General features: G+C 60.7%; 22 protein-coding genes and 1 pseudogene. 15 read left to right on the top strand and 8 right to left on the bottom strand.

Annotation, left to right across the window (positions count from 1 at the left end; translation table 11 throughout):
• Positions 1 to 72 precede the first annotated feature (72 nt).
• The 4 genes and pseudogenes from BJG93_RS12370 to BJG93_RS12355 all read left to right on the top strand — a co-directional run bounded on the left by BJG93_RS12370 (position 73) and on the right by BJG93_RS12355 (position 6,233).
• Complete coding sequence (locus tag BJG93_RS12370) at positions 73 to 1,188, top strand: efflux RND transporter periplasmic adaptor subunit (RefSeq protein ID WP_027198560.1); 1,116 nt, start codon at positions 73 to 75, stop codon at positions 1,186 to 1,188.
• Positions 1,185 to 4,325 (top strand): efflux RND transporter permease subunit, encoded by a 3,141-nt coding sequence (locus BJG93_RS12365; protein ID WP_027198559.1) that lies wholly within the window; start codon positions 1,185 to 1,187, stop codon positions 4,323 to 4,325. Before BJG93_RS12370 ends, BJG93_RS12365 begins: the two co-directional genes overlap by 4 nt.
• Positions 4,326 to 4,360: 35 nt before the next feature.
• A pseudogene (locus BJG93_RS12360) lies at positions 4,361 to 5,168 on the top strand (oxidoreductase).
• Positions 5,169 to 5,216: 48 nt separating this feature from the next.
• Positions 5,217 to 6,233 carry a 2OG-Fe(II) oxygenase gene (locus BJG93_RS12355; protein ID WP_231337401.1) on the top strand — a complete coding sequence of 339 codons (1,017 nt, stop codon included), beginning with the start codon at positions 5,217 to 5,219 and terminating at the stop codon, positions 6,231 to 6,233.
• 101 nt (positions 6,234 to 6,334) lie between these two features.
• On the opposite strand, the gene BJG93_RS12350 is transcribed toward BJG93_RS12355, so the two are convergent.
• From BJG93_RS12350 to hemL, 3 genes are read right to left on the bottom strand one after another with little or no spacing between them, the layout of a single operon-like run.
• Positions 6,335 to 6,982 carry a riboflavin synthase gene (locus tag BJG93_RS12350; protein WP_027198557.1) on the bottom strand — a complete coding sequence of 216 codons (648 nt, stop codon included), beginning with the start codon at positions 6,980 to 6,982 and terminating at the stop codon, positions 6,335 to 6,337.
• 15 nt (positions 6,983 to 6,997) lie between these two features.
• Positions 6,998 to 8,149 (bottom strand): bifunctional diaminohydroxyphosphoribosylaminopyrimidine deaminase/5-amino-6-(5-phosphoribosylamino)uracil reductase RibD, encoded by a 1,152-nt coding sequence (gene ribD / locus BJG93_RS12345; RefSeq protein ID WP_027198556.1) that lies wholly within the window; start codon positions 8,147 to 8,149, stop codon positions 6,998 to 7,000.
• Positions 8,150 to 8,182: 33 nt separating this feature from the next.
• On the bottom strand, positions 8,183 to 9,466 hold the full coding sequence (gene hemL, locus BJG93_RS12340) for a glutamate-1-semialdehyde 2,1-aminomutase (RefSeq protein WP_027198555.1): 1,284 nt from the start codon (positions 9,464 to 9,466) through the stop codon (positions 8,183 to 8,185).
• A gap of 410 nt (positions 9,467 to 9,876) precedes the next feature.
• Between hemL and BJG93_RS12335 the strand changes: the two genes are divergently transcribed.
• From BJG93_RS12335 to BJG93_RS12325, 3 genes are all read left to right on the top strand, one after another.
• Positions 9,877 to 11,097, top strand: a complete 1,221-nt coding sequence (locus BJG93_RS12335; protein ID WP_027198554.1) for a Bcr/CflA family multidrug efflux MFS transporter — start codon at positions 9,877 to 9,879, stop codon at positions 11,095 to 11,097.
• A 135-nt stretch (positions 11,098 to 11,232) separates the two neighbouring features.
• Positions 11,233 to 11,463: a hypothetical protein gene (locus BJG93_RS12330; RefSeq protein ID WP_027198553.1), complete on the top strand. Its 231-nt coding sequence runs from the start codon at positions 11,233 to 11,235 to the stop codon at positions 11,461 to 11,463.
• 64 nt (positions 11,464 to 11,527) lie between these two features.
• Positions 11,528 to 11,932 carry a RidA family protein gene (locus tag BJG93_RS12325; RefSeq protein ID WP_027198552.1) on the top strand — a complete coding sequence of 135 codons (405 nt, stop codon included), beginning with the start codon at positions 11,528 to 11,530 and terminating at the stop codon, positions 11,930 to 11,932.
• A 25-nt stretch (positions 11,933 to 11,957) separates the two neighbouring features.
• Here the strand turns inward: BJG93_RS12325 and BJG93_RS12320 are convergent, their stop codons facing one another.
• From BJG93_RS12320 to BJG93_RS12305, 4 genes are all read right to left on the bottom strand, one after another.
• On the bottom strand, positions 11,958 to 12,368 hold the full coding sequence (locus tag BJG93_RS12320; RefSeq protein ID WP_063828935.1) for a hypothetical protein: 411 nt from the start codon (positions 12,366 to 12,368) through the stop codon (positions 11,958 to 11,960).
• Positions 12,369 to 12,744: 376 nt separating this feature from the next.
• Positions 12,745 to 13,095: a hypothetical protein gene (locus BJG93_RS12315; protein ID WP_027198550.1), complete on the bottom strand. Its 351-nt coding sequence runs from the start codon at positions 13,093 to 13,095 to the stop codon at positions 12,745 to 12,747.
• A gap of 24 nt (positions 13,096 to 13,119) precedes the next feature.
• Positions 13,120 to 13,902: a hypothetical protein gene (locus BJG93_RS12310; RefSeq protein ID WP_154671854.1), complete on the bottom strand. Its 783-nt coding sequence runs from the start codon at positions 13,900 to 13,902 to the stop codon at positions 13,120 to 13,122.
• Positions 13,903 to 14,143: 241 nt separating this feature from the next.
• Positions 14,144 to 14,371 carry a hypothetical protein gene (locus tag BJG93_RS12305; RefSeq protein ID WP_027198549.1) on the bottom strand — a complete coding sequence of 76 codons (228 nt, stop codon included), beginning with the start codon at positions 14,369 to 14,371 and terminating at the stop codon, positions 14,144 to 14,146.
• A gap of 712 nt (positions 14,372 to 15,083) precedes the next feature.
• Between BJG93_RS12305 and BJG93_RS12300 the strand changes: the two genes are divergently transcribed.
• The 7 genes from BJG93_RS12300 (at position 15,084) to BJG93_RS12270 (ending at position 22,195) form a co-directional block, all read left to right on the top strand.
• A complete protein-coding gene (locus BJG93_RS12300) occupies positions 15,084 to 15,797 on the top strand; it encodes a hypothetical protein (RefSeq protein WP_027198548.1) in 714 nt (237 codons plus the stop codon).
• A 93-nt stretch (positions 15,798 to 15,890) separates the two neighbouring features.
• A complete protein-coding gene (locus tag BJG93_RS12295) occupies positions 15,891 to 16,295 on the top strand; it encodes a hypothetical protein (RefSeq protein WP_027198547.1) in 405 nt (134 codons plus the stop codon).
• A gap of 80 nt (positions 16,296 to 16,375) precedes the next feature.
• On the top strand, positions 16,376 to 17,845 hold the full coding sequence (locus BJG93_RS12290) for a hypothetical protein (protein ID WP_027198546.1): 1,470 nt from the start codon (positions 16,376 to 16,378) through the stop codon (positions 17,843 to 17,845).
• Position 17,846: 1 nt separating this feature from the next.
• Positions 17,847 to 18,173: a hypothetical protein gene (locus tag BJG93_RS12285; protein ID WP_027198545.1), complete on the top strand. Its 327-nt coding sequence runs from the start codon at positions 17,847 to 17,849 to the stop codon at positions 18,171 to 18,173.
• A 695-nt stretch (positions 18,174 to 18,868) separates the two neighbouring features.
• Complete coding sequence (locus tag BJG93_RS12280) at positions 18,869 to 19,927, top strand: ABC-three component system protein (RefSeq protein WP_027198544.1); 1,059 nt, start codon at positions 18,869 to 18,871, stop codon at positions 19,925 to 19,927.
• Positions 19,902 to 20,387 (top strand): ABC-three component system middle component 2, encoded by a 486-nt coding sequence (locus BJG93_RS12275; protein ID WP_027198543.1) that lies wholly within the window; start codon positions 19,902 to 19,904, stop codon positions 20,385 to 20,387. Before BJG93_RS12280 ends, BJG93_RS12275 begins: the two co-directional genes overlap by 26 nt.
• Complete coding sequence (locus tag BJG93_RS12270; protein WP_027198542.1) at positions 20,387 to 22,195, top strand: hypothetical protein; 1,809 nt, start codon at positions 20,387 to 20,389, stop codon at positions 22,193 to 22,195. Before BJG93_RS12275 ends, BJG93_RS12270 begins: the two co-directional genes overlap by 1 nt.
• Before the next feature lie 227 nt (positions 22,196 to 22,422).
• Here BJG93_RS12270 and BJG93_RS12265 read toward each other — a convergent pair whose 3' ends face one another.
• Complete coding sequence (locus BJG93_RS12265) at positions 22,423 to 22,743, bottom strand: hypothetical protein (protein ID WP_027198541.1); 321 nt, start codon at positions 22,741 to 22,743, stop codon at positions 22,423 to 22,425.
• An 862-nt stretch (positions 22,744 to 23,605) separates the two neighbouring features.
• Here BJG93_RS12265 and BJG93_RS12260 point away from each other — a divergent pair.
• Positions 23,606 to 24,271: a hypothetical protein gene (locus BJG93_RS12260; protein ID WP_027198540.1), complete on the top strand. Its 666-nt coding sequence runs from the start codon at positions 23,606 to 23,608 to the stop codon at positions 24,269 to 24,271.
• Positions 24,272 to 24,290 lie beyond the last annotated feature (19 nt).

Raw genomic sequence — 24,290 nt, 5'->3', positions numbered from 1 at the left:
CTTGTGACCATTGACTAATTTGGTCACTAGAACGATAATGAAAGCCCCGATCACTCCGTCAATGGGTCTTTCATGCTCCGGCGCCGCCTCGCTATCTCCGCAGTCGTCTGTGCACTGCCACTTGCGTTAGCCGCCTGTGGCGCAAGAACACCGTCCGATCCGCGCACCGAGGCGCCTCCGGTGCGTACCGCCATCGTTCAGGCGGCGATTCCGGCGTCCCGTGCGTTTACCGGAACCGTCGCCGCACGCGTGCAGAGCGAGGTGGGATTTCGCGTCTCCGGGAAAGTGCTCGAGCGGCTGGTGGATGCCGGGCAAACCGTCAAACGGGGCCAGCCGCTCATGCGCATCGATCCCATCGATCTCAAGCTAGCCGCGCAGGCCCGGCAGGACGCGGTCACGGCCGCTCGGGCCCGGGCGCAGCAGACCGCGCAGGACGAAGAGCGCTACCGCGACCTGCGCGGCACCGGCGCGATATCGGCATCGGCCTACGATCAGATCAAGGCGGCGGCCGACGCCGCCAAAGCCCAGCTCAGTGCCGCCGAGGCTGACGCCGCCGTGGCGCGCAATGCGACGGGCTATGCCGAACTGGTGGCGGACGGCGATGGCGTCGTAATGGAAACGCTGGCCGAACCGGGCCAGGTCGTCAGCGCCGGACAGCCCGTGGTGCGCCTCGCCCACGCCGGGCGCCGCGAGGCTGTCATCCAGCTGCCCGAAACCCTGCGCCCCGCCATCGGTTCGGCCGCACAGGCCACGCTGTTCGGCAACGGCGACGTTCGCGTGCAGGCCACGCTGCGTCAGCTCTCGGATACGGCGGATCCTCGTACCCGCACTTTCGAAGCGCGGTACGTACTGCAAGGCGCGCTGGCCGACGCCCCGCTGGGCGCCACGGTGACCGTTCAGATTCCCGATGCGCGTTCGCCGGGGCAAGGCGGTTTGCAGGTGCCGATCGGTGCGCTGCTGGACGCGGGCAAGGGACCCGGCGTGTGGGTCGTCAGCGGCGAGCCGGCAAAGGTTTCGTGGCGCCCGGTCACAGTCGAACGTCTGGACGACGACAGCGCCCGCGTCGCCGGTGCGCTCACGCAAGGCGAGCGCGTCGTCGCCCTCGGTGCGCAGCTGTTGCGCGAAGGCGAGCAGGTCCGGGTGACGGGTCAAGCCGTCGCCATGACGCCAGAGGGAGCCCGTCCGTGAGCGAAGGCCGTTTCAACCTGTCGGCGCTCGCCGTGCGCGAGCGCTCCATCACCCTGTTCCTGATCTGCCTGATCTCGTTGGCGGGGCTCGTGTCGTTCTTCAAGCTGGGCCGGGCGGAAGACCCCGCGTTCACGGTCAAGGTAATGACCGTCATCACTGCGTGGCCGGGGGCCACCGCGCAGGAAATGCACGATCAGGTCGCCGAGAAGATCGAAAAGCGCATGCAGGAGCTGCGCTGGTACGACCGTACCGAGACCTACACGCGCCCAGGTCTCGCCTTCACGACCTTGAGCTTGCTCGACAGCACGCCGCCGTCGGAAGTGCAGGAGCAGTTCTACCAGGCGCGAAAAAAAATCAGCGACGAGGCAAATAACCTTCCCGCAGGCGTGATCGGGCCGATGGTCAATGACGAATATTCGGACGTCACGTTTGCCCTCTTCGCACTGAAGGCCAAGGGCGAACCGCAGCGCCTGCTGGTACGCGACGCGGAGACGCTGCGCCAGCGGCTGCTCCACGTGCCGGGCGTGAAGAAGGTCAACATCATTGGCGAGCAGGCGGAGCGCATCTACGTCCAGTTCTCCCATGAGCGCCTGGCAACGCTCGGTCTGAGCCCGCAGGATGTGTTCGCCGCGCTTAATGGCCAGAACGCCCTGACGCCGGCGGGTTCTGTCGAAACCCGCGGGCCGGAGGTATTCATTCGCCTGGACGGCGCATTCGACAAACTGCAGAAGATCCGCGACACGCCCGTCGTGGCGCAAGGTCGCACGCTGAAGCTGTCCGATATCGCGACCGTCACGCGCGGTTACGAAGATCCGGCGACCTTCATGATCCGCAACAACGGCGAACCCGCACTCCTGCTGGGCATCGTCATGCGCGACGGCTGGAATGGGCTCGATCTCGGCAAGGCGCTGGACAGCGAGGTCGGCGCAATCAACGCCGGGATGCCGCTGGGCATGAGCCTGACCAAGGTTACCGATCAAGCCGTCAACATTCATTCGGCGGTCGACGAGTTCATGGTGAAGTTTTTCGTCGCGCTGCTGGTGGTCATGCTGGTGAGCTTCGTCAGCATGGGCTGGCGTGTGGGCCTCGTCGTTGCGGCGGCCGTACCGCTGACACTCGCGGTTGTGTTCGTCGTGATGGCCGCAACCGGCAAAAACTTTGACCGCATCACGCTGGGGTCCCTGATCCTGGCGCTCGGCCTGCTGGTGGACGACGCCATCATCGCGATCGAAATGATGGTGGTGAAGATGGAAGAGGGCTATGGCCGCATCGCCGCCTCCGCCTACGCGTGGAGCCATACGGCCGCGCCGATGCTGGCGGGTACGCTGGTGACCGCCGTCGGCTTCATGCCCAATGGCTTCGCGCGCTCCACGGCCGGCGAATACACCAGCAACATGTTCTGGATCGTCGGCATCGCACTGATCGCGTCGTGGGTCGTTGCCGTGGTCTTCACGCCCTACCTGGGTGTCAAGATGCTACCCGACTTCAAAAAGGTCGAAGGCGGTCACGACGCGATTTACGACACGCCGCGCTACAACCGCTTCCGTCAGCTGCTCACGCGCGTCATCGCGCGCAAATGGCTGGTCGCGGCTTCGGTCGTGGGCCTCTTCGTCCTGGCCATCCTCGGCATGGGCGTGGTCAAGAAACAATTTTTCCCGATCTCCGATCGTCCCGAAGTGCTGGTCGAGGTGCAGATGCCCTATGGCACGTCCATCTCGCAAACCAGCGCGGCCACCGCGAAGGTGGAAGCGTGGCTCGCCAAGCAGAAGGAAGCCCGGATCGTCACCGCGTACGTCGGGCAAGGTGCGCCACGCTTTTACCTGGCCATGGGCCCCGAGCTGCCCGATCCGTCGTTCGCCAAAATCGTGGTGCGCACGGACAACCAGCATGAGCGCGACGTGTTGAAGGAGCGACTGCGTCAGGCCGTCGCCGAGGGTCTCGCTCCAGAAGCGCGCGTGCGGGTCACACAACTCGTGTTCGGGCCGTATTCGCCGTTCCCGGTTGCCTACCGTATCTCTGGCCCGGACCCGGACAAGCTGCGCGGGATCGCGGCTGAAGTCGAGCACGTGATGGACGCCAGTCCGATGATGCGTACGGTCAACGCCGACTGGGGCACGCGCGCGCCCACACTGCATTTCACGTTGCAGCAGGACCGCTTGCAGGCGGTCGGGTTGACGTCCAGCGCCGTGGCGCAACAACTGCAATTCCTGCTCAGCGGTGTGCCCATCACCGCCGTGCGTGAGGACATCCGGACCGTGCAGGTCATGGCGCGTTCGGCCGGCGATGTGCGGCTCGACCCGGCTCGGCTCGGCGACTTCACGCTGGCTGGCGCGGGCGGGCAACGCATCCCGCTGTCGCAGGTGGGCAAGCTCGACGTGCGCATGGAGGAACCGATCATGCGCTGGCGCGACCGCGTGCCGACGATCACGGTACGCGGCGACATCGCGGAGGACTTGCAGCCGCCGGATGTGTCCACGGCAATCACGAAGCAGCTCCAGCCCATCGTGGCCAGGCTGCCCAGCGGCTATCGCATCGAGCAGGCCGGCTCCATCGAGGAATCGGCCAAGGCGACGACGGCCATGCTGCCGCTGTTCCCGATCATGCTGGCGGTTACGCTGGTCATCATCATCCTTCAGGTCCGCGCGATTTCTGCCATGGTCATGGTGTTCATGACCAGTCCGCTGGGTCTGATCGGTGTCGTGCCGACGTTGATCCTGTTCCGGCAGCCTTTCGGCATCAATGCGCTGGTTGGCCTCATCGCGCTGTCGGGCATCCTGATGCGCAACACGCTGATCCTGATCGGGCAGATCCACCAGAACGAGCAGGCGGGGCTGGATCCGTTCCACGCGGTCGTCGAGGCCACGGTTCAGCGCGCCCGCCCCGTGATTCTGACCGCGATGGCGGCAATCCTCGCATTCATCCCGCTGACCCATTCGGTGTTCTGGGGAACCCTCGCCTATACGCTGATCGGCGGCACGTTTGCGGGGACCATTTTGACCCTGATGTTCCTGCCGGCCATGTATTCGATCTGGTTCAAGATCAAGCCCGATCGTGCCGTCGGTTCGCGCAATGATCGGCACGAGCGAGCAGAGCCTGCTGAACAGAGACTGGACGACGCGCTCGACGCCCCCAGGTAACACACCATCAAATCACCGTATCGAAGGAAGCTGCCATGTCGAATCCCACCGTGGTCATTGTTACCGGCGTGTCGTCGGGTATCGGACGCGCCACCGCCGAGAACTTTTCCGGGCGGGGATGCCGCGTATTTGGCACCGTGCGTAGCATCACCAGAACGGCGCCGTTGGCCGGTGTCGAACTCGTCGAGATGGATGTCCGCAACGATGCGTCGGTCCAGGCCGGAATCCAGTCCATCATCGATCGTGCCGGACGTATCGACGTGCTCGTCAACAATGCAGGAACGAGCATGATCGGCGCGGTGGAGGAAACGTCGACTGCCGAAGCCTCGGCTCTGTTCGATACCAATGTATTCAGCATTCTGCGCACGACTCAGGCGGTACTCCCCCACATGCGGGCACAACGTGGCGGGAGAATCATCAATATCAGTTCGGTGCTCGGATTTCTCCCGGCCCCCGTATATGGGGCTCTATTCGGCGTCCAAGCATGCCGTCGAGGGGCTGACCGAGACTTTGGATCACGAAGTGCGCCAGTTTGGTATCCGCGTTACGCTGGTCGAGCCGTCCTTTACCAGGACCAATCTCGACGTCAATACGCCACAGGCGAGCTCGAGAATCGCCGACTATGACCGCGAGCGTGCCCTTGCATCGAGCGCAGTCGTCAACAGCGTCAAGGGTGCGCCTGAGCCCGATGGCGTGGCAAACACCATCGTCGAAGCGGCGCTTGGCAATTGGCGTATGCGTCGTACGCCCGCGGGTGAGGCTTCTCTGCTGCGCAAATTGCGGCGTTTCATGCCGGCTGGACCCGTCGATGCAAGCTTGAGAAAAACATTCGGACTTGGTTGAAATGCCCACCCACGTGTAACCCGCATTAGAGTTGGACGGCGGTCAGAGGTGCGGCCGCCGCCACAACGCTCAGAGGGCGCGGATCTGTGCTGCACAACCGGAAATGCTCGGTGCCGCACAGTTGGGCACGAAAAAGAGACGCAGCATCCTACTGAGAGGCCGCGCTGCGGCTCATATGGTCTGATGTACTTATCGGTCGCGTCGCCCAAAGGTACGGATATGGAACCTATTGAAAATGCGCAATTGCAACGGACGAACATTGGTGCGCTGATCGCTTCACGACTGCGCGACAATCTGGATGACGCTCGCCGCCAATGGCAGGAAAACGCACCCGTTAATCACTTCTTCATCGACGACGTTCTTCCCGAAGCGCTTGCCATGACGATACGGCGTGGCTTTCCCGATGCCTCGACAATGATGCTTCGCAAAAGTCTGCGCGAATTGAAATACGTTTCGGCCCAAATGAACCACCACGCGCCGATCCTGGAGGAAGCGCTCTACGCGTTCCAGGAGCCGGAAGTGGTGAAGCTCGTCTCGCAAATCACTGGCCTTTCGTCGCTAGACCCGGACGAACGTCTGTACGCGGGCGGCATCTCGATGATGGGCCTCGGGCACTTCCTTAACCCGCATCTTGATAATTCGCATGACAAGGATCGCCAGCGTTACCGCGTGCTGAACCTGCTGTATTACGTGTCGCCAGGCTGGCGGGCCGAAAACGGCTGCAATCTCGAAGTGTGGCCAGAGGGCACCAAGGGAGAGCCGGTCACGATCGTCAGCAAGTTCAACCGGCTTGCCGTGATGGTCACCAACCAGCATTCGTGGCATTCAGTATCACCGAACCTGAGCAGCGAAGCGCGTTGCTGCGTGTCGAACTACTACTTCTCGAGTCAACCGGTTGGCGACACGGAATACTTTCACCCAACGTCGTTCCGCGGGCGCCCCGAGCAACGAGTGCGCGATGTCGTGCTGCGGGCCGACGCGACCGCGCGTGGTCTGGTGCGCAAGGTGTTCCCGAACGGCGTCGTTGAGAACAAACACGTCTATCACAAAGAGACCAACGAGTAAGCGCAGACACGCCTCACTGGATTGGCTGCGTCAGGCGCGCGCTCCTCTCGTGCCGAAGCCACGCGCGCAAAGCGCGGGGGACCTGCTTGTCTTCCCGCGCATCAAGAATCGGGTGATTTCGTTGGCGCATGGCCGTGCTGCGACGCACCGAGCATCCGCTCCACATACCGCGCAATCAGATCGATTTCCAGATTCACCCGCACGCCATCGCGCAAATGCTTGAGCGTCGTCACCTGCACGGTATGCGGGATCAGATTGATCGAAAACTCGCAGCCATCGTCGCGATCATCGACGGAATTCACGGTCAGGCTCACGCCATTGACCGTAATCGATCCCTTGTACGCGAGATAGCGGCCGATCTCGCGCGGCGCGAGAATGCGCAACTCGTGCGATTCGCCGACCGGCGCAAAACGCGTCACGGTACCGAGCCCGTCGACGTGTCCGGACACGATATGTCCGCCGAGCCGGTCATGCGCGCGCAGCGCCTTCTCGAGATTGACCTCGCCGGTTTCGCCGAGACCGGCCGTGCAGTTCAGGCTTTCGCGCGACACGTCGACTTCGAACGAGTGAGCGGTCTTCGCGATCACTGTCATGCAGGCGCCCTGGATCGTGATGCTGTCGCCGAGTTGCACGTCGGCGAGGTCGAGCCCGCCGGCCTCGACGTTCAGGCGCACGCCTGCGTCGTCGCCTGTGCCGAGCGGCTTGACTGATTCGATGCGGCCCACTGCCGCGACGATTCCTGTAAACATCGTGCTAGTCCTTGCTCATGTCGAAACGGTGGGGGACACGGCGTCGGTCCCGGGTACGGTTGTCGGGGCGAAGCGCGCGAGAATCCGCAGATCGTCGCCGATCCGCTCGACCGTATGGAAATTCAGCTTGACGCGGTCTTCGAGCAGCTCGGGCGAGGCCAGATTGAACATGCTCATCGAGTCCATGCCAAGCAGGCTCGGCGCGAGATACACGAGCAGTTCGTCGACGCAGCCTTCGCGCAGCAGCGAGCCGTTCAGCTTGTAGCCGGCTTCGACGTGCAACTCGTTGACGTTGCGCTCGCCGAGCACGCTCAGCATGCGCGGCAGATCCACCTTGCCGAACCCATTCGGCAGCGGCACGATCTCGGCGCCGCGCGCGCGCAGCGCGCTCGCGCGTTCTTCGAGCCGCGCATCGAGCTCGCCGCAGAAGATCAGCGTCGGCGCGCCGGCCAGGATCTGCGCGTCGAGCGGCACGTCCAGCTGGCTGTCGATCAGCACGCGGTGCGGCTGGCGCGGCGTATCGACCGCGCGTACGGTCATGCGCGGATCGTCCTCGCGTACGGTGCCGATGCCGGTGAGGATCGCCGACGCGCGCGCGCGCCACGCATGGCCGTCGGCACGCGCTGCCGCGCTCGTGATCCACTGGCTTTCGCCCGATGGCAAGCCGGTGCGGCCATCGAGCGACGCCGCGACTTTCATGCGCACCCACGGACGGCCACGCGTCATGCGCGACACGAAGCCGATGTTCAGCTCCCGCGCTTCGTTCGCGAGCAGCCCGCAGCGCACCTCGATACCGGCTTCGCGCAGCATCGCGAGACCGCGGCCGGAGACCTGCGGATTGGGATCTTCCATCGCGGCGATCACGCGGCCGACCTGCGCTTCGATCAGCGCGTTCGAGCACGGCGGCGTGCGGCCGAAATGACTGCATGGTTCGAGCGTCACGTAGGCGGTCGCGCCGCGCAGATCGTGGCCGCGCGAGCGCGCGTCCTTCAGCGCGCGAATCTCGGCGTGATCCTGGCCGGCCGGCTGCGTGAAGCCTTCGCCGATCACCTCGCCGTTTCTGACGAGCACGCAACCGACGCGCGGATTCGGGTCGGTCGTGTACATACCGCGCTTCGCGAGCGCGAGCGCGCGTTCCATATGGACGAAATCGGTTTGCGAGAACATCGGTGTCCGTTGTGGTTCGATCGCGGGTGGGATTCAGCCCTTCAACGCCGCGAATGCGCCGCGCGCGGCGTCGATCGTCGCGTCGATCACCGCGTCGTCGTGCGCGCTCGACACGAAGCCCGCCTCATAGGCCGACGGCGCGAAGTACACGCCCGCGTCGAGCATCTTGTGGAAGAACGCGTTGAAGCGCGGCACATCGCTCTTCGTGACCTCGGCGAAGCTCGTCGGGACCGCTTCGCGGAAATAGATGCCGAACATGCCGCCGAGCGCATCGGCCGCAAACGGCACGCCCGCTTCGCGTGCCACCCGCGCGAGGCCTTGCGCGAGACGTGTGGTGCGCGCGGCGAGCGTGTCGTAGAAGCCGGGGGCCTGGATCAGCTGCAGCGTCTTCAGGCCGGCCGCGACCGCGATCGGATTGCCCGACAGCGTGCCCGCCTGATAGACGCCGCCGAGCGGCGCAAGGTGAGCCATGATATCGCGCCGGCCGCCGAACGCCGCCGCCGGCATGCCGCCGCCAATCACCTTGCCGAGACACGTGAGGTCAGGCGTGACGCCGTAGAGCTGCTGCGCGCCGCCGAGCGCAACGCGGAAGCCGCACATCACTTCGTCGAAGATCAGCACCGAGCCGTACTCGGTGCACAGGCGCCGCAGCGCCTGCAGGAACTCGGGGGTCGCGCGCACGAGGTTCATGTTGCCCGCGACCGGCTCGACGATCACCGAGGCGATCTCGTTGCCGAACGCCTTGAACGCTTCTTCGAGCGCGGCGACGTTGTTGTATTCGAGCACGGTGGTGTGCTTCGCGATATCGACCGGCACCCCCGCCGAGGTCGGATTGCCGAAGGTCAGCAGGCCCGAGCCGGCCTTCACGAGCAGACTGTCGGCGTGGCCGTGATAGCAGCCCTCGAACTTGACGATGCGACTGCGGTTCGTGAAGCCGCGCGCGAGACGCAGCGCGCTCATCGTCGCCTCGGTGCCGCTCGACACCATGCGCACCTGTTCGATCGACGGCACCAGCTTGCAGATTTCCTCGGCGATCTCCACTTCCGACTCGGTGGGAGCGCCGAACGAGAAGCCGTTCGCGAGCACTCGCTGCACGGCTTCGAGCACTTCGGGATGAACGTGGCCGAGGATCATCGGTCCCCACGAGCCGATGTAGTCGGTATAGCGCTGGCCGTCCGCGTCCCAGAAGTACGGGCCTTGCGCGCGCTCGACGAAGCGCGGCGTGCCGCCGACGGAGCGGAAAGCGCGCACCGGCGAATTCACACCGCCGGGGATCGTGCGTTGCGCGCGTTCGAAGAGGATTTCGTTTCGTGACATGGCGATGGCTGCAATTTGAACGGGGTGGCGCAGCGGCGCAAAGGGCCTCGGACAATTCCCGCGGACACTTCGCGCGATGCTGGGATGGATCGAGAAATTGTACCGGAGTCGGCGTCAGCGGGCTGTGCGGGCGGGCGCTCGCGGCGTCGCATGGTTCGCCCGGCTGCCCGCTGCGGCGATCCTCGGCGGTTTGCGCTTGGCGGTCAGTTCGGCGCAGCGCTTTCGATGCGTCAGGGACTTCGTAGGGCCGGATAGGTCGCGCCGCGCTGTCGCGCAACGTCCACGCAGTGCGCCACGCGGGCAGTCAGCGAGTTAACCGTCGCGTACAATCGAGCCGGTCAGCTGATGACCGTTCCGCTTCACGCGTTCCGCTGCCGATGCCGGCGCGGCGTTCCGTCCGGATTTTCCCCATGTCTCACGTGCTCAAACGCCGGCCCGATGGCCGGCTGATCCTGTTGCTCGGCGCGCTGGCCGCGTGCGGGCCGATTTCCATGGACATGTATCTGCCGAGTCTGCCGACCATCGCGCAAGCCTTCTCGGTCAGCACGGGCGCCGCGCAATCGACGCTCACGAGCTTCATGTTCGGCTTTTCGATCGGCATGCTGCTGTACGGTCCGCTGTCCGATACGTACGGCCGCCGGCCGATTCTGCTTGGCGGCATCGTCCTGTATGCGCTCGCGAGCATCGCCTGCGCGCTGTCGGTCTCGATCGGCTCGCTGGTCGGCTTCCGCTTCGTGCAGGCGTTGGGTGCGGGCGCCGCGTCGGTGCTCGCTCGCGCGATCGCGCGCGACGCGCACGAGCCGGGCGACGCGGCGCGCGTACTGTCGATGATCGCGATCGTGACGGCGATCGGTCCGCTGCTCGCGCCGCTGATCGGCGGACAGTTGCTGTTGGCCGGCGGCTGGCGCACCGTATTCGTTGCGCTGACGCTGTTCGGTTCGGTGTGCGCGGTCACCGCATTCCTGAAAGTGCCGGAGACGTGGCCGCGCGAGAAGCGCGCGCACTCGGCGCTGCTGAAGTCGTTCGGCGCATATGGCACGCTGCTGCGCGATCCGGTCGCGTGGGGCCACATGTTGTGCGGCGGCATGGCGTTCGCGTCGATGTTCGCGTACATCACGGCGACGCCGTTCGTGTACATCGAGTATTTCCATGTGTCCGCGCAGCACTATGGCTTCCTGTTCGCGCTGAACATCGTCGGCATCATGTTCGGCAACTACCTGAACACGCGGCTCGTCGGCCGGCTCGGGCCGGTGCCGATCATCTCGTTTGCGGCGACCGTGAGCTTCGTCGCGTCGCTGTTCGTGTCCATCGTGTCGCTGACGGGGTGGGGCGGCTTGTGGTCGATCGTGTTCGGGCTGTTCTTCGTCGTCGGCGTGGTGGGCGTGTTGTCCGCCAATTGCACGACCGATCTGATGCATCGCTACCCCGCCAACGCGGGCGCCGCGGCGGCCGTGTTCGGCGCGGTGCAGCTCGCGCTCGGCGCGTTGTCGAGCCTCGCGGTCGGACTGTGGCACGACGGCACGCCGAAGGGCATGGGGATCGTGGTCGGCGTCGCGGGCTGCCTGTGCTTTGTCGGACGCGTGCTCGTGATGCGCTGGCGCGCGGCGAAGTCGCCGGTCGCGGCTGCGTGAGTGATGTCGGGTGCTACGGTCAACGCGTGAGGTCATTGGGCGCGTGTCCGGAAAACACCTGGTGTTGCGTGCGCACCACCGTGCTTCGCGGTTCGCATTGCTATGATGAAGTCACTGTTCCTCGGAGCGGCAATCATGGCGATCAAAGACCTGATGAGTGGCGAACGGCAGCATGCCGCATTCGCCGAAGCGCAACGGCTGGCCGATAGCGGCGCTTATTACGACTACACCGACATCGAATACGTGTTGCGCTTTGATCACGGTTTGACGGATGTATCGGCTTTGCTCGATAGCCAGTTGATGCATCGCGATCTGAATCGTCGTTGTGCGGATGCGCGCGAGAAGCTCGAGATGGCGGACGCGTGATGCATGCTGCGCGTGGGCATCACGGCGTTGAGCCGCTCTGAGATTTTTACTTCTGGAGTGGTTGATGACTGATAGCACGCACGCCCCACGTTTGCCGTACACCGACAACCCCGCCGCGCTCGCGAAACCCGGCGGTCACTACAGTCACGTCGCGGTTGCGAATGGCTTCGTGTTCGTGTCCGGGCAATTGCCGATCGATGCGCAGGGCGAGAAACTCGCCGATGCGTCATTCGACGCGCAAGCCGAACAGGTCCTGGCCAATGTGAAGGCAGCGCTCGAAAGCGTCGGCAGCAGTGTCGCGCAACTGGTGCAGGTGCGCGTGTATGTGGTCGATGTCGAACATTGGGCGAGCTTCAATCGGATCTACGCGCGCTGGGCCGGCGACGCAAAACCCGCGCGCGCGGTCGTGCCGGTGCCGCAGTTGCATTATGGGTTCAAGATCGAGGTTGAGGCGGTGGCGGTGATTTGAATTCGACGTCACAGCCATATAGCAACTACGGCATGACTTTCTTCGTGGCGGCCGCTAATTCTCGACATAGAGAACTCATGCCGATCGGGCAGGATGACGTTGAAAGCTTGGCGATTCTGAAAAGATCGTCGGTGTCTAGCGTCGTATCGATGTGGCGGAGCACAAAGGCTTTCAATGACGGATTACGCTTTATCAATACACCTAGTTGCGGCAAAGTGTGCCAATGATCCACTAGCAGACGCGCGACAGCTTCTGAGTTGCCGTCCGCGATTTCGCCATCGTCACACTGCGCGTACTTGTTGAACGCCTCGTTCAGCTTTGCCCACGTGTCGAGGTGATCGATCGCTGCATCCGCCGCGCTTGCCTCACGCTGCGTGCAGGTTTTGCCATACGCAACCGGTATCCACGCTAGTGCAATGAAGGCGAGCACACGCATGAGACGCGTCAAAAAATACGTGCACTTGCGTCTATGCATGAGTATGTCCCGCAAGACTCTTGGCTCGACTGCGCTTAGTTGCCGCGCGCGCGGCCACGGGATCATTGTGCTTGACTTCGACAGCCGTGATCGGGTCACGGTGCATCTGTTCGCGGATTTCTCTCATGGCGTCGTCGGTATGGGGTGCCGCGGAGTTACGCGAAAGAGTTATCACGTTTCAAACCACGCTCATAGGAACTCAGCATTTTTTACGCTCCGTTGCAGCAACACAATGCCGCCGCGGTCCCCGCGCAATCAATTGCGTGGCGCTGGGACGCGCGTGTCCGCAGATTCGGTTGCTTCGGTGTCCCCGGTGTCTATCACAGCGCGCGAGTGATCAATGAATCAGTTTTTCTAAACTTTCGAATTCAATTAATAATTCCGCTCCAAGCGATGCGGTGATTGTGATAATGCGCGAGCCGGGCTTCTTGACCTTCCAGTAACTTTTATCAAGTAGCGCCTTTGCATGTTGATGGGCATCGGAGCCCGGCATCAGATCTTTAATGTCGTAGACGATATTTTGTATGAGCATTTCTGTTAGCAAAAACCGAGTAGCACCGTGGAAGATCAAGGATGTTACCGTGTCGCCAAGTCGCAGTTTTAGCGTGATTGAATTGGTTAAATGATCCACGTCGATTCCTATAAGGTAGGAGTCGTGGAAGCCATCAAGGGTTTTGTCGTTGTCCATATCTATTGATGTTTGACAGTTTATTCATAATGGGGAGAAAGGGACGACAGCCCAATCACGATTGCCGTCCACCCAATTATGCGCATGTGGACGCATTCCGTCGTGCGAATGGTCGAAGTCCAAGTCTATGTATCCTTTGCCGTCGCTACCATATAGTCGCACCTGACCGCTGCCGGGGTTGGCGTACCACGTACCGGGCTCTCCGTTGTTGGGCGTTTTGGCTATATCAAAGGAATCACCGCTCACCGTATCCGGCGTGTACTCGAAAGGCCGTGGGTCGGCACGCAGCGTTGATGCGCCTCTATCGCTAGCCCTGGCTGCGCGCGCAGCGTTCAGTTGGGTTTGCCTGGTGGCCGGATCGTACTGCACAGACAGAATGGGTTCGCCGTCCGGGCGATTACCGGCCCTCGCTGCGATATTCCGCAACGGCGCGCTGCTGTAGGGTGACGGAAACAGGCCATTGCGCGGACCTTTAATGGCAAGCAGGGCACCCCGGCGCACCTCTTCGAGAAGCGCGACGATGACCCACCAGCCATCGGTGTCAGGGTTGCGGTCCCGTACGCGATGAAAAAACAGCCAGTGACTGCCAATGAGATTCCTGACCAGTTTCCGGTCCTCCTGCCATGCCCTGTGATTCAGTTGGGCAATGTCAAGAAAGTCCCGGGTCTCCGCCCTGGCTCTCTGAAGGTCTGCGGCCCTGCCGAGGCACGCCTTATAGTGCCATTCGTCGCAGATGACATAACAGACACCCGGTGGCCGCTGGCAGGACAGCTCCACGGAGTGCATTTCAAATACGGACAGGGACATGGGTGTGTCGATGGTCTATCTGAAGTCGCTGCCGGGGTTGACAGCAGTCAGATAATTACCGTGCGACAGGCAGTCCGTACATGGGCGACCGCCCAAAATCTCCTCGGCCCTCGATGAAACGGAAAAAAGCGCCCGCAGGAACATTGCGGTTTTTCACGCCCGTAGCGCGGATGTTCGCGGGCAGCGACCGTACCGCTGGTCTATGAGCTTTTCCAACCGCTGGCGGCACTCGCGCAGCCCATCATTCACCCGTTGCCGTCCGTGTCAGTGCTGTGCATATGCCAGCAAGCGCATCCTCGAACAGACCGAAAATGGAAACCTGGGCAACGGTTGAGAGATCGGAGAATTGCTCCGCGACTTCTTCCAGACTCAATAGGCCCGTCAGCGCGTGCAATTGATCGACGCGGATAACGACGGTGTCAGGCATCGCGGTATCCGGTTGTACAGAGGCGTTCAGAAAGTCAGGCATGACACTGCCCCGTCGCATTGTTGTGCGCCTGGATGAAAGCGAGCGCGGCGGCGAGTAGCGTGCCGATGATAGGGAATGAGATAGACGATTGCGTTTGCTCAGGAAGAGAAGGGACGTGACACATGGGACATGCCTCTATCGGGTTGATGAACCCGACGCCGCAAGGCCACGCGTCGCGCTGTGCGCGGAACAGGTTGAACACAACGTCCTCCGCCAGCGCAAGCTCGATCAGGCGCCCTTCCCGTTGTTCGTATTCGAGCTTTGTGCTCGATGATGAGCGATTGATGGGCCAGAAAAAGAAGAACCCCGTAAAGTCGCTGAACTTACGGGGTTTTTCTTGAAGACTTGGCGGAGGCGGTGAGATTCTCGCTCAGTATAAAACCGGTCCTTTAAAAACAACGACTTAACTTTGCTTTCATCGCCATACTGGCACACCTGAACGGCACACACAAGCGGAAGCTGGTTGGTCCTGGTCCTTGTCCTGGTCCTGGTTCGGCCGGCACGGTCGGCTCAGTGGGCCCGATGAAAGGCCTCCTGGCGTTGTCTCCGGGCAAGGATGCCAGCCGGGTAGTCGATGCCGCCGTCGGATGCGAGGGTTCCCGCATGCGTTCGCTGTTCGGGCTACACCTTGCATGCAAGCGTACGACGTGACGGAAGGGCGGACCGTGCCTTAGGCTTGCAGAATCCAGCAACCCGAACGGAGCATCGCGCCATGGACGACCTTTACCTGCGTCAGCTGCCGGACGACCTCCAGGCATTCGTGCGAGGCATCGAGCAGCAGAGCGGCATCGTTATCCAGGTCGAAGTGGACCCCGCGCGGGGCGGAACCGTGGCCTGCCACGTTGACGAACATGGCGCGACACTGCTGGTTTCCCGGGAAGAGTTCTTCCAGCCCGCGTCCGTGATGCACGAACTACTGCATGTGCGCCGGTTTCTGGTCGACGGTGTCCCGCAGATAGTGGTGAACGACGACTACAACGACTGGACTCCGGAGCTGGAGAGCGGGCTGACAAACCTCGATAACGGCCTTGAGCACCTCATCATCGTGCCCGAAGAAATTCTCCGGTTTCCCGGGCGGCGGGAGTACTGGGCCGGTGTCTTGACAAGGAAACTTGAAGAAATCCGTGTCAATCCACTCATCCCGGATGACAGGCGACGCCACGCGCTGGTGAACTGGCTGTTCACCCACCATGTGCTCATGGAGGGACCGCAAATCCTGGCGGCTGACGGTCTTGTGGACGAACTGGGGCTGCGGCAACAGGCAGACGCTTTTCGAGACGCCATTATTCCCGCGCTTGCCGTGAAGGAGGAAGCCGTCCGGCGCTGTTTGGCGCGGTTGAACATACCGTTCGCAACAGCTGCCCTGAAATACATCGACAGCCGTGCCCGGCGGTCGCGAGCGGTAGCACTGGAACCGGCGATATAAAACCTACAGGGTGGCCATGGGTTATGGCACGCCATTTGTAGCCCGTATGAGTTCTGCAGACCCCTGCACCCCTCTGTTTGTTTTGCGGGCATTATGCTACGCGATGTCCTGGTCTATGGGGCGACCGAGGGGGTGTGTGCGTTTCGGCCCGGGCGTTTCTTCGCGAAATTTGCTGAAATGAAGTCGCGACACACCAAGCCGTTGCGAGACGACATTCAATCAATCTACTTGGGGAATACCATGTATGGCTCGACCCAGCCCAGGCACGACAAAAATCACCGTCCGGTTCCGTGCGATACCTGCCCGCAGGACAATCTGACCATGCTCGAGGGCTATGTCAGCGATGAAGCCCTCGCGCTGAATGACTGCACGCACATCGACGAGATGGACGACGGCGACGTCCGCAGTGACGGGTTCATTCAGGGGCACTGCTACGAATGCAACGGCCCGGATGACGGTGATTGCGGTGACGGTGAAGACTTCCACGAGTCGGACTAAATAAGAAGTCGGACGCTGGCCGGCAGCACGCCGGTCGGCAAAAATTCAACCTGAGAGTAGAGAGCGCGACGGCCAAAGAAGTGAAAAACTACACGGACGAAGAGTTCCGCCGGGCGCGAGAAAATCTTGCGGACATCCTCTCGGTAGGGGAGTGTGCGGCATCCGAGATTCTGCACGACGGGTATCTGAACGAGGTCCACTCTCTGGTCGGACTTCTTCAGCAGGCGTCGAATGCGCTGGCACACAAATGGAATGCGCTGCTCCTCGCGAAGCTGCCTGTTGATGCATGGGACATTGGGCCGACCGGCGAGCGCCGCATCACGCCCCGCAACTTCGCGTCAATGCGGTATCTCTCGCCCTTGCTAACCGGCAAGGACAAAGAGGTTGCGGACCTGTGGGTGACCGCGCGCAAGAATCTGTCGAGTGTACTTCACGAACCGGGTGGCCCTTACGCGGCGATGACCGAATGGAAGCCTGCCGAGCAGTTCAGGTCCAAAGTTGCGCAGAATCTGCCCTTTGGTGACGATATCGCGTTCATGGAGACCATCATCGGGTTAGATAATCTGCTCGGCCAGCAGATTACCCTTTTTGCTGGGCGACGCCACAAAGCCCTGGGATTGCCTGTAGGCGTGGCGTTGCCTGCTGAGGAAGACAAACGGTGCTCTCGTGATGCGCTTCAGTTCATGAAGCAAAACGTCGACGCTTGGTGCAAGGATGCCAGCCTGGCAGGCAAAGCTCCAGATAGTCTACGGGCACGGATTGCTGTGAATCTGTCGGTGAACCGCGCACTCTGGGAGACTTGCGCGAAAGACACCATTGGCGAAGAGGCGGCCACAGTGGCCGCGCAGTTTCTCAGCAGACTTAATGGCTGCGGCATCACGACGGTGCCTGACGAAGTACCGACGCGAGGAACGAAGTGGACGGGGCTTGCGGAGCTGCTGTCACGATGGTTTGGTGCGAAGGGATGGCTACGTGAACAGGACGACGTCTTCACGCGGGTGATGACGCCCCAGGACATCGACAGGGCGGTGCAACTGACTGAGTCAGTGCAAAAGCGGTATAAGGCAAACCGGGGAGGAAACGGTGGACCAGAGCTGGCAGAGCGGATTCACGGGAACCCTGAGAATCTGTTTATTTTCGCCATGGCGACGGTAAGCGTCTTTTACGTCAAGGGTCATTGGGGCGGAAAATCACAACTTCGCCCGGTTCAGACGCTCAAGGAGATTCCCGCCGAGCATAATAAAAGCAGCTCAAGATACCCGGCATTTTCGACACTGGACAGCGGCGATGGCCTGATGTTCCCCATCCATGCGGAAGAACTCATCGAACAGGTCTACGGTCAGATGTTTTTTTCAAATCAGGACTGGAACCTGCAAGGCGAAAATGTCCGTCAACATGCAGAAACCCAGGCCATCAAGCGTGCTTTCCACGAACAGCTATTCGAGTTTGCGGTTAAGGGACGCACGTCGAGGGAACTTCTGAACCTGTTCACGCAAGCGGCAGCCTATATCGAGCAACAGAAAGAAAACGGCGCGATAGTGGTAGTCTGAAATGGAAAAAGAGAACAGGTCTTGTCAGCGCAGCCCGTTCGCGCTTGGCTTCGAACATGGGGCGGAGGCCGTTGAGGACGCACCGCTCCATGAAATCGAATCGAGGGTTCCGGAGTACAGGATTGGCTACGTCATTGGCCGTACCTACAGTGAAGCAATCCGGCAGGTGAGCCTCGAGGCTGGATTCAAGCTTGCAGGAGCGCTTGGGGCCCGGTTCGATATCGATAAGGCGGACCTCGTTTCGGCCCTGCAGGTGTCTGCTGGGTGTCGACGCCTCATCGAGGAGGAGTATGTGCAAGCGGCCGGTAGAGGTCGTGGCTCTCGCTAAGATGCAACGCAAGGCGAGCGACATTTGCGGCCCGTGCCGGAATTCTGGCATTAGAGGCCTATCTATCGTAGACGTGGATTTCGTTGCGCGACGCGTTGATAGTTCGGCGTTGCGCAGCGAGGTAGGCTGATTTACCGACCGGTGCTTTTGAGGGGGTCGCCCGCCGCCCCGCCAATCACGACGCCATAGAGGCATGGTGCTAGCAGCGACTGGCCGGTTACTCGTTTCCGTCAGCCTGGACACAGGCTGACAACCAACTTGCCGAGAAGCGAACGCATCTACTATCGAAAAACTAGGCAGGTCTATGTGCTTTGGTTCTACCAAGTTGATTAAACTCGGACTGTCCCGCCGTATCGGACCAATGTCAGTCGCAGGTTCATGCTCCTTGAATCGGCGGCGCGTGGCGCGTAACCTCATGAGGCGAGCTTTCGTCTCGGGCATATCGGTTTTTGACCTATCGCGGCGCGAGAGCGTGCCTTCTGCATCCTTGACTGGGTAAGACAAGTCGGTCTTGTTTTCCGCCGTGTTCGCTATCGCTTCTCAAGGTTTAGAGAAATGCGCCGTTAAACAGCGGTCTTGCACGCGCCGGCGCTCGCATTGCATGTCGATATAGCCGACGTGATGTTTCGAATGCCAACATGCCGCCTTGAGTGTTCCCGCTGGCAGCGCTTTAAAATCGTTTGCGGGTTTTCGTTATGAACCATCCGAGTGTCTTCCATCCTGGTCCTGCCGCCATTTCGCCACAGCAACGGTTACTGTTGATGCACGAGGGCGAGTGGGAAGGCTTTATCGAGGAATGCGTCCGTCAACTCCAGAAGGAGGGAGACTATGTTGAGGTGGTGGCTCTCGGCGGGAGTGGAGACAAAGGTCGTGACGTATGTGGGTACTCGAAGGAATATCCGGAAGCGGGTACCTGGGACCTCTATCAGGCAAAACACTATGATAGTCCGTTGACGCCCAGCGAGTTTTTTCCAGAGCTTGCAAAGTTCGTGACGTGCGTCTGGCGTGAAGACTATACGCGCCCCGCGAAATATTTCATATGTGCAAGCAAGGACGTTGGCACAACGCTTTTCGACCTGCTCAAGAATCCGGTACGACTGAAAGAACGACTTCTCGACGACTGGCGAAAGAAGGAGGGCAAGTTCGGGAAGTTCAAGCAACCCCTTGATGCCGACCTTGAAAAGTTCATTGAGGTATTCCCGTTTGACGTTGTGAAGCGTCTGCCACCCATGGAACTGCTGTCAATCCATGAGAGAGATGCAGCTTCGTATTGGGCGCGATTCGGAGTTCTCGCTCCGCGAGAAAATGACCCAGAAGTGCCTCCAAAGCCGGTTTCTAGCGAGTCGACGTATGTGACCGAATTGCTGCGGATATATGCCGAGCATGCACAGGTGAAGATTGATGACTTGCCCGATATCCCGCCCGCGCACGGGGCGCACTTCAAGGCTCAGAGGCGACTCTTTTATTCAGCGGAGGGCCTGCACCGCTTTAGCCGTGACAAGCTGCCAGGGGCATTTGAAGCGCTCCTGGACGAGGTGGAAAACGGGATTGGAGCAGAGTTGACCTTTCCGCACGAAAGCGGATTCGTCCGCTTGCGCTCCGTTCTCCAAACAGCAAACGTGTTGCAGATAATGAATAACCCGTTGCGGGCGCGCCTCAGGTCCGGTGACCTGCAGGGCAGTTGTCATCATCTCGCAAATCAAGGTCGGGCCCAATGGGTCGAAAGCGATGAAGCAGACGGCGAAAGTGTTTAACAGTCCATTCGAGCTTGGCGTCCGGATGGTGTTCTTGCTGCTCGCATTGCATCCTCGCAAGGCGGACCTGCAGACACTTGTCTATTTGGACTATGCGGCAATTTACTCAGCTGACCTTGGCGGCCCAAGCAGCCTTCATACGCCAGTGCCGCTCCGGAATGGCGAGTACCTTTCCAGGCGAGATGTCATCGAGCAAGGGCTTTACCTGATGTCCACCAGGGGCCACGTGTCGATTGAAGTTGACGCTGGCGGAATCTGGTATTCGGCGGGGGAGAGTGCGACAGCACTTGTCGGACTGATTGCCGGGGAATACGGAGCGGTATTGGCAGAGCGATGTCGCTGGGTGGCGGACACTTTCGGGAGCTGCTCGGCAAGCGAGATAGAGGTTATGTTTGTCGAGCGCGGATTGCGATGGGGAGCCCATTTCGTCCATGGCGGCTCCGACATCTTGGAGGGTTGATGAGTATTCAGCTTCAAAGGTTGTGCGTAACCGGACCAGACCGGGAGCCGGCAGAACTGCTGTTCGCCGGACGGTCATATCTCGTGTTCGGGCCGACCGATACAGGTAAGTCGTATGTTCTTGAGAGCTTGCGCTATGGACTTGGCTCCTCAGGAAAGCCTCGCGAAAATCAGTTCTCAGCAGGATATACCCGACTTGCGCTCCAGTTAAAGTCGGCCGATGGCGAAGAGTTGACGTTCTTTCGGGACCTCGTAGACGGAAGCGAGGCGGTATGCGATGGCTACCATCAAACCCCACCTCAGGGCGCAGTTCCCGGAGGCAAGCCGCGAAAGATAGCCGGCGTTTTGGCGCAGCTGTGCGGTGCCTCTGAAAAGCGAATTTTGGTCAAAGCCGGGAAGCGCGAGGGGCTTGCGGCGGGCGACCTGCGCCACTTCAGTCTGTTTGACGAGATTGAAACTCTTGACTTGAAACCGTTGGTTGGAACGGACACAAACCTGCTGACACGAAGACGCGCCAGTGGTGCGGTCATTCTGACGGGACACGACGACGAAGGACTGACGCTGGTCGCGTCAGCCGCCAAACGGGCGAGTGCCGGTGGCTACGTCGAAGCAGTCGACGAGGAGCTGGCGACACTAAACGCGCGACTTCCCAAAGACGTTAGTTTATCGAACGTACTTGAAGCGATGGCAAAGCTGGACACTCGTATTCAGGAGTTGCAGACGTTCTTGCGGAGCAATGAAAACGCGCTAAACGAGCTTAAGCGTGGCCGATTGCACTTGCAAAGAGAGGTCCGGCGCATCGCAAACGAGCGCATTGCATTGACGGAAGCCCGCACGAGGTTCGAACTTCTCAGAGAGAAGTATTCGAGTGACCTTCAGCGGCTGGAGGCCGTCGAGACGGCCGCGTCGCTGATGGACGCTTTTGCTCCCCAGCCCTGTCCGCTGTGCGATACGCCGTTGGTGGTGCAGTCGCGACATGTGCATGCGGAGAACGACTCTTTTGCGCTGATGGCCGAGGCGGCGCGCGCAGAGTCTCAAAAAATTTCGCATCTTCAGCACGGTCTTGCGTCAGCGATTCGCGAACTCGATGACGACATTGAGAGCCTGACGGTAGACCTTCGTGAAGTGCGCAAACGGGAAGAGGACAACTTGGCCGAGCAGGACGCGCTGTTCGCGAAATCGCCTGGCGCGGATGGCGTCGGCCTCAGCGTGCTGGCCACGCAGAGAACGGAATGGGCGCTCGTATTACGCGACTTGGACCGTGTCGACGTGCTGGTCAAGCGCCGTGAAGAGTACTCACAACTTGGCAAACGAAAAACTCAAACCGTAGTCCGAAACGTGGCCGAAGATGCGGTGAGTGTTTGCAATCGCATCAAAGCGTTGCTATCAGAGTGGGGAGTTCCGGGCGTCGAGGCGGTGCACTTCGACGAGAAGAATGTGGATATACAGATAAATCAGCGGAATCGAATTTCCTTCGGGAAAGGAAAGCGCGGGATTTTTTTGACGGCGTATGTGGTGGCGCTGATGGAGCACGCGTTGCAGAGTGGCAATCCACATCTCGGATTTGTAGCCGTCGACTCTCCTGTCGTCACTTATAAGGACCCTAAACACGGGGGGAAGGGCGAGGAGTTGCTGGACACGACGGTGGCCGACCGCTTTTACGAGTGGCTAGCCGCTCGTCAGGAGCCGGGGCAGGTTATCGTGCTCGAAAACGAGGAACCTTCGACGGCGTTACTCGAACAAATCCCTTACACTGAGTTTATCGGTGAATCGGGTGGCGCGGGCCGACGGGGCTTCTTTCCGTCGTGAAGAGAACCCCGGCCGACGGCCGGTGAGCCCCACGAGGGCCTCGCTTAAACGTGTTTGTTGTTGCTGCATACAACCGGCGAGTGCCCGAGCTGCTCGTTCTTTACGCTTCGCGGACACGCGCGGCGGCAGGGTTACTGCTGGCACTGTTCCGTTCCCGCACACCTAAAAATGCTACTGGTCTGCGGGGCTGTGACCGGCGGGGGCGGAAGTCTCTCCAGTCGTAGCAGTCAGTCGGATTCGCCGAAGGTCCCATCAAAGTCTTCCAGCAGTTCATCGTGCGTCTTGTTTGTCCAGTCGAGGATGCTTTTTCCGTCCTCGGAGAGCAGGACCTCAACCGTATCTCCCCGTCTGCTTTCGCGAATACGCCAAACCAGCCCTTGCCTCGGGTTCGGGCCGACCACGGCCTCGCGGGTCGGTTGCCCGTCCAGCTGGTATCGCACGCGATAACGCGGGGTCCGATTGCTCTCCACTTGGTGCCGCTGGCGATAGCGCATGGTCCGAAAGAATTCAACGGTTACGACTACCACCTTGCCGGCAGTCACGGTCATAATCTTCTCCGAGTCGGAAGCTGCGGTGTCGTAGTGTGATTGCTCGGACCAGTATCCAGGTCAGTGTCGTCGTCGGAGAGCCACGACGCAATGTCGTTTATCCACGGATTAGCAAACGCCTTGAGCTCCGCAATCAGTCCGTCGCGTTCGTGAGCAGCGTCGGCAAACCGCTCAAAACGTGTAAGTGCGGTGACGCGCGAACAGCGCACTCGGTAGGGCTGCTCTATATTGAGCGGCAAATTCCTCGTTAAATTCCATCGAAGGTCTTCCTGTCGAAAATAAGTCGACATTATGTATCTGTATCGGGACACTTAGTGTCTTGGTTTCTGCAGCTTTGCGTCAACGCACGACAAATCTGTCCGACCAGAATGCATATAGGGTCGTGCGCCAGCCTCCCCAGACCGCGACGCGATGCGCGCCGAGGCATGCCGGAGGCTTCGTTCGACACTGAGCTGGCGAACTTCTTTTTTCTTGGTCGCAACGCCCGTTAGGGACCATGGTAAACGAGACGCGGAATGTCGCGATTGCCCCTCATGATGTATCTTCCCCAAGCGATGCAGGCGCACACATGGTGAGGCTGGGTCGGCCTAAACAGGCTGGTTAATTGATTCACTTATCAGGCGCATGGGATTTCACGGGCGCGTTGCATCCGACCATCTGCGTCACTGCGAGCCTACGTCGCGGCGCGTGACGACAGGGCACCTGCCTTATCGATATCAACAACAAGTCTGTGGCGGTGATTCAGCGACGGAGCGCGGGTAAAGAAACAGGGGGAACGGCCGATAACTGATGAGACGCAGGCTCATGCCGGACTGGCACCTTTTGGCGCACATCCTCAGATAGACAAAAACGGAGCATCTTCATGCAGACCATGGTTCATATCACGTCGCTTACGCCGATAATTCGTGATTATCGGGGGGCTATCAGGACGTGCCAGAAGGAATTCAACAATGTAAACAATGAAACTACGGAACGGGGCGCAGCTCCGGGCGCATTCCAGGGAAATCAAGCAGGACCAGCGGGCAAAGAGCCTTCTGCCTATCGCATCTTCAACGACTGGGCAGATGAAATCCTGAAACGGCTGATTGACCTCAGGAGAAAAGGTGAGTTGGTCAAGACTGTAGATTCACAGGCGTCGTTCGATGAGTGGCATCGCGGACTGGTGGCGTCCCTGGATGAGTACTGGTCGGCCAATGCTCACCCGGCCTATCCGCTCAGCCGGAAGCAGTTGTACAAGCTTGTCAACCTCTTCGTCAAATGGCTGCGTATCAAGGTCGCGGATGACGTCCGGGCACACATCGAGAAGCATGGCCACACGACGCTCAATACGCCGACCGTGCGGCGTGTGGGAGAGTTGCTTGGCGATAGCACGCTGACGCCCCCGGCAGACGACAAGGACTTCGATAACTGGTACCACGACACCCAGAAGCGAATCCGCGACTTCACCGAGACACATGGTGGTTCGCCCATCATCGTGGACGTCTGGTGCCGCGCCGCGTCCCTGGCAGACCCGGATGAGGACGGCTGATTCCGGATTCCCGGCAAAC

This window comes from Paraburkholderia sprentiae WSM5005 (assembly GCF_001865575.2).
Lineage (GTDB): Bacteria > Pseudomonadota > Gammaproteobacteria > Burkholderiales > Burkholderiaceae > Paraburkholderia > Paraburkholderia sprentiae.
The sequence above is the reverse complement of the archived record's forward strand: the minus strand, read 5'-3'. Positions and strand labels throughout refer to the sequence as shown.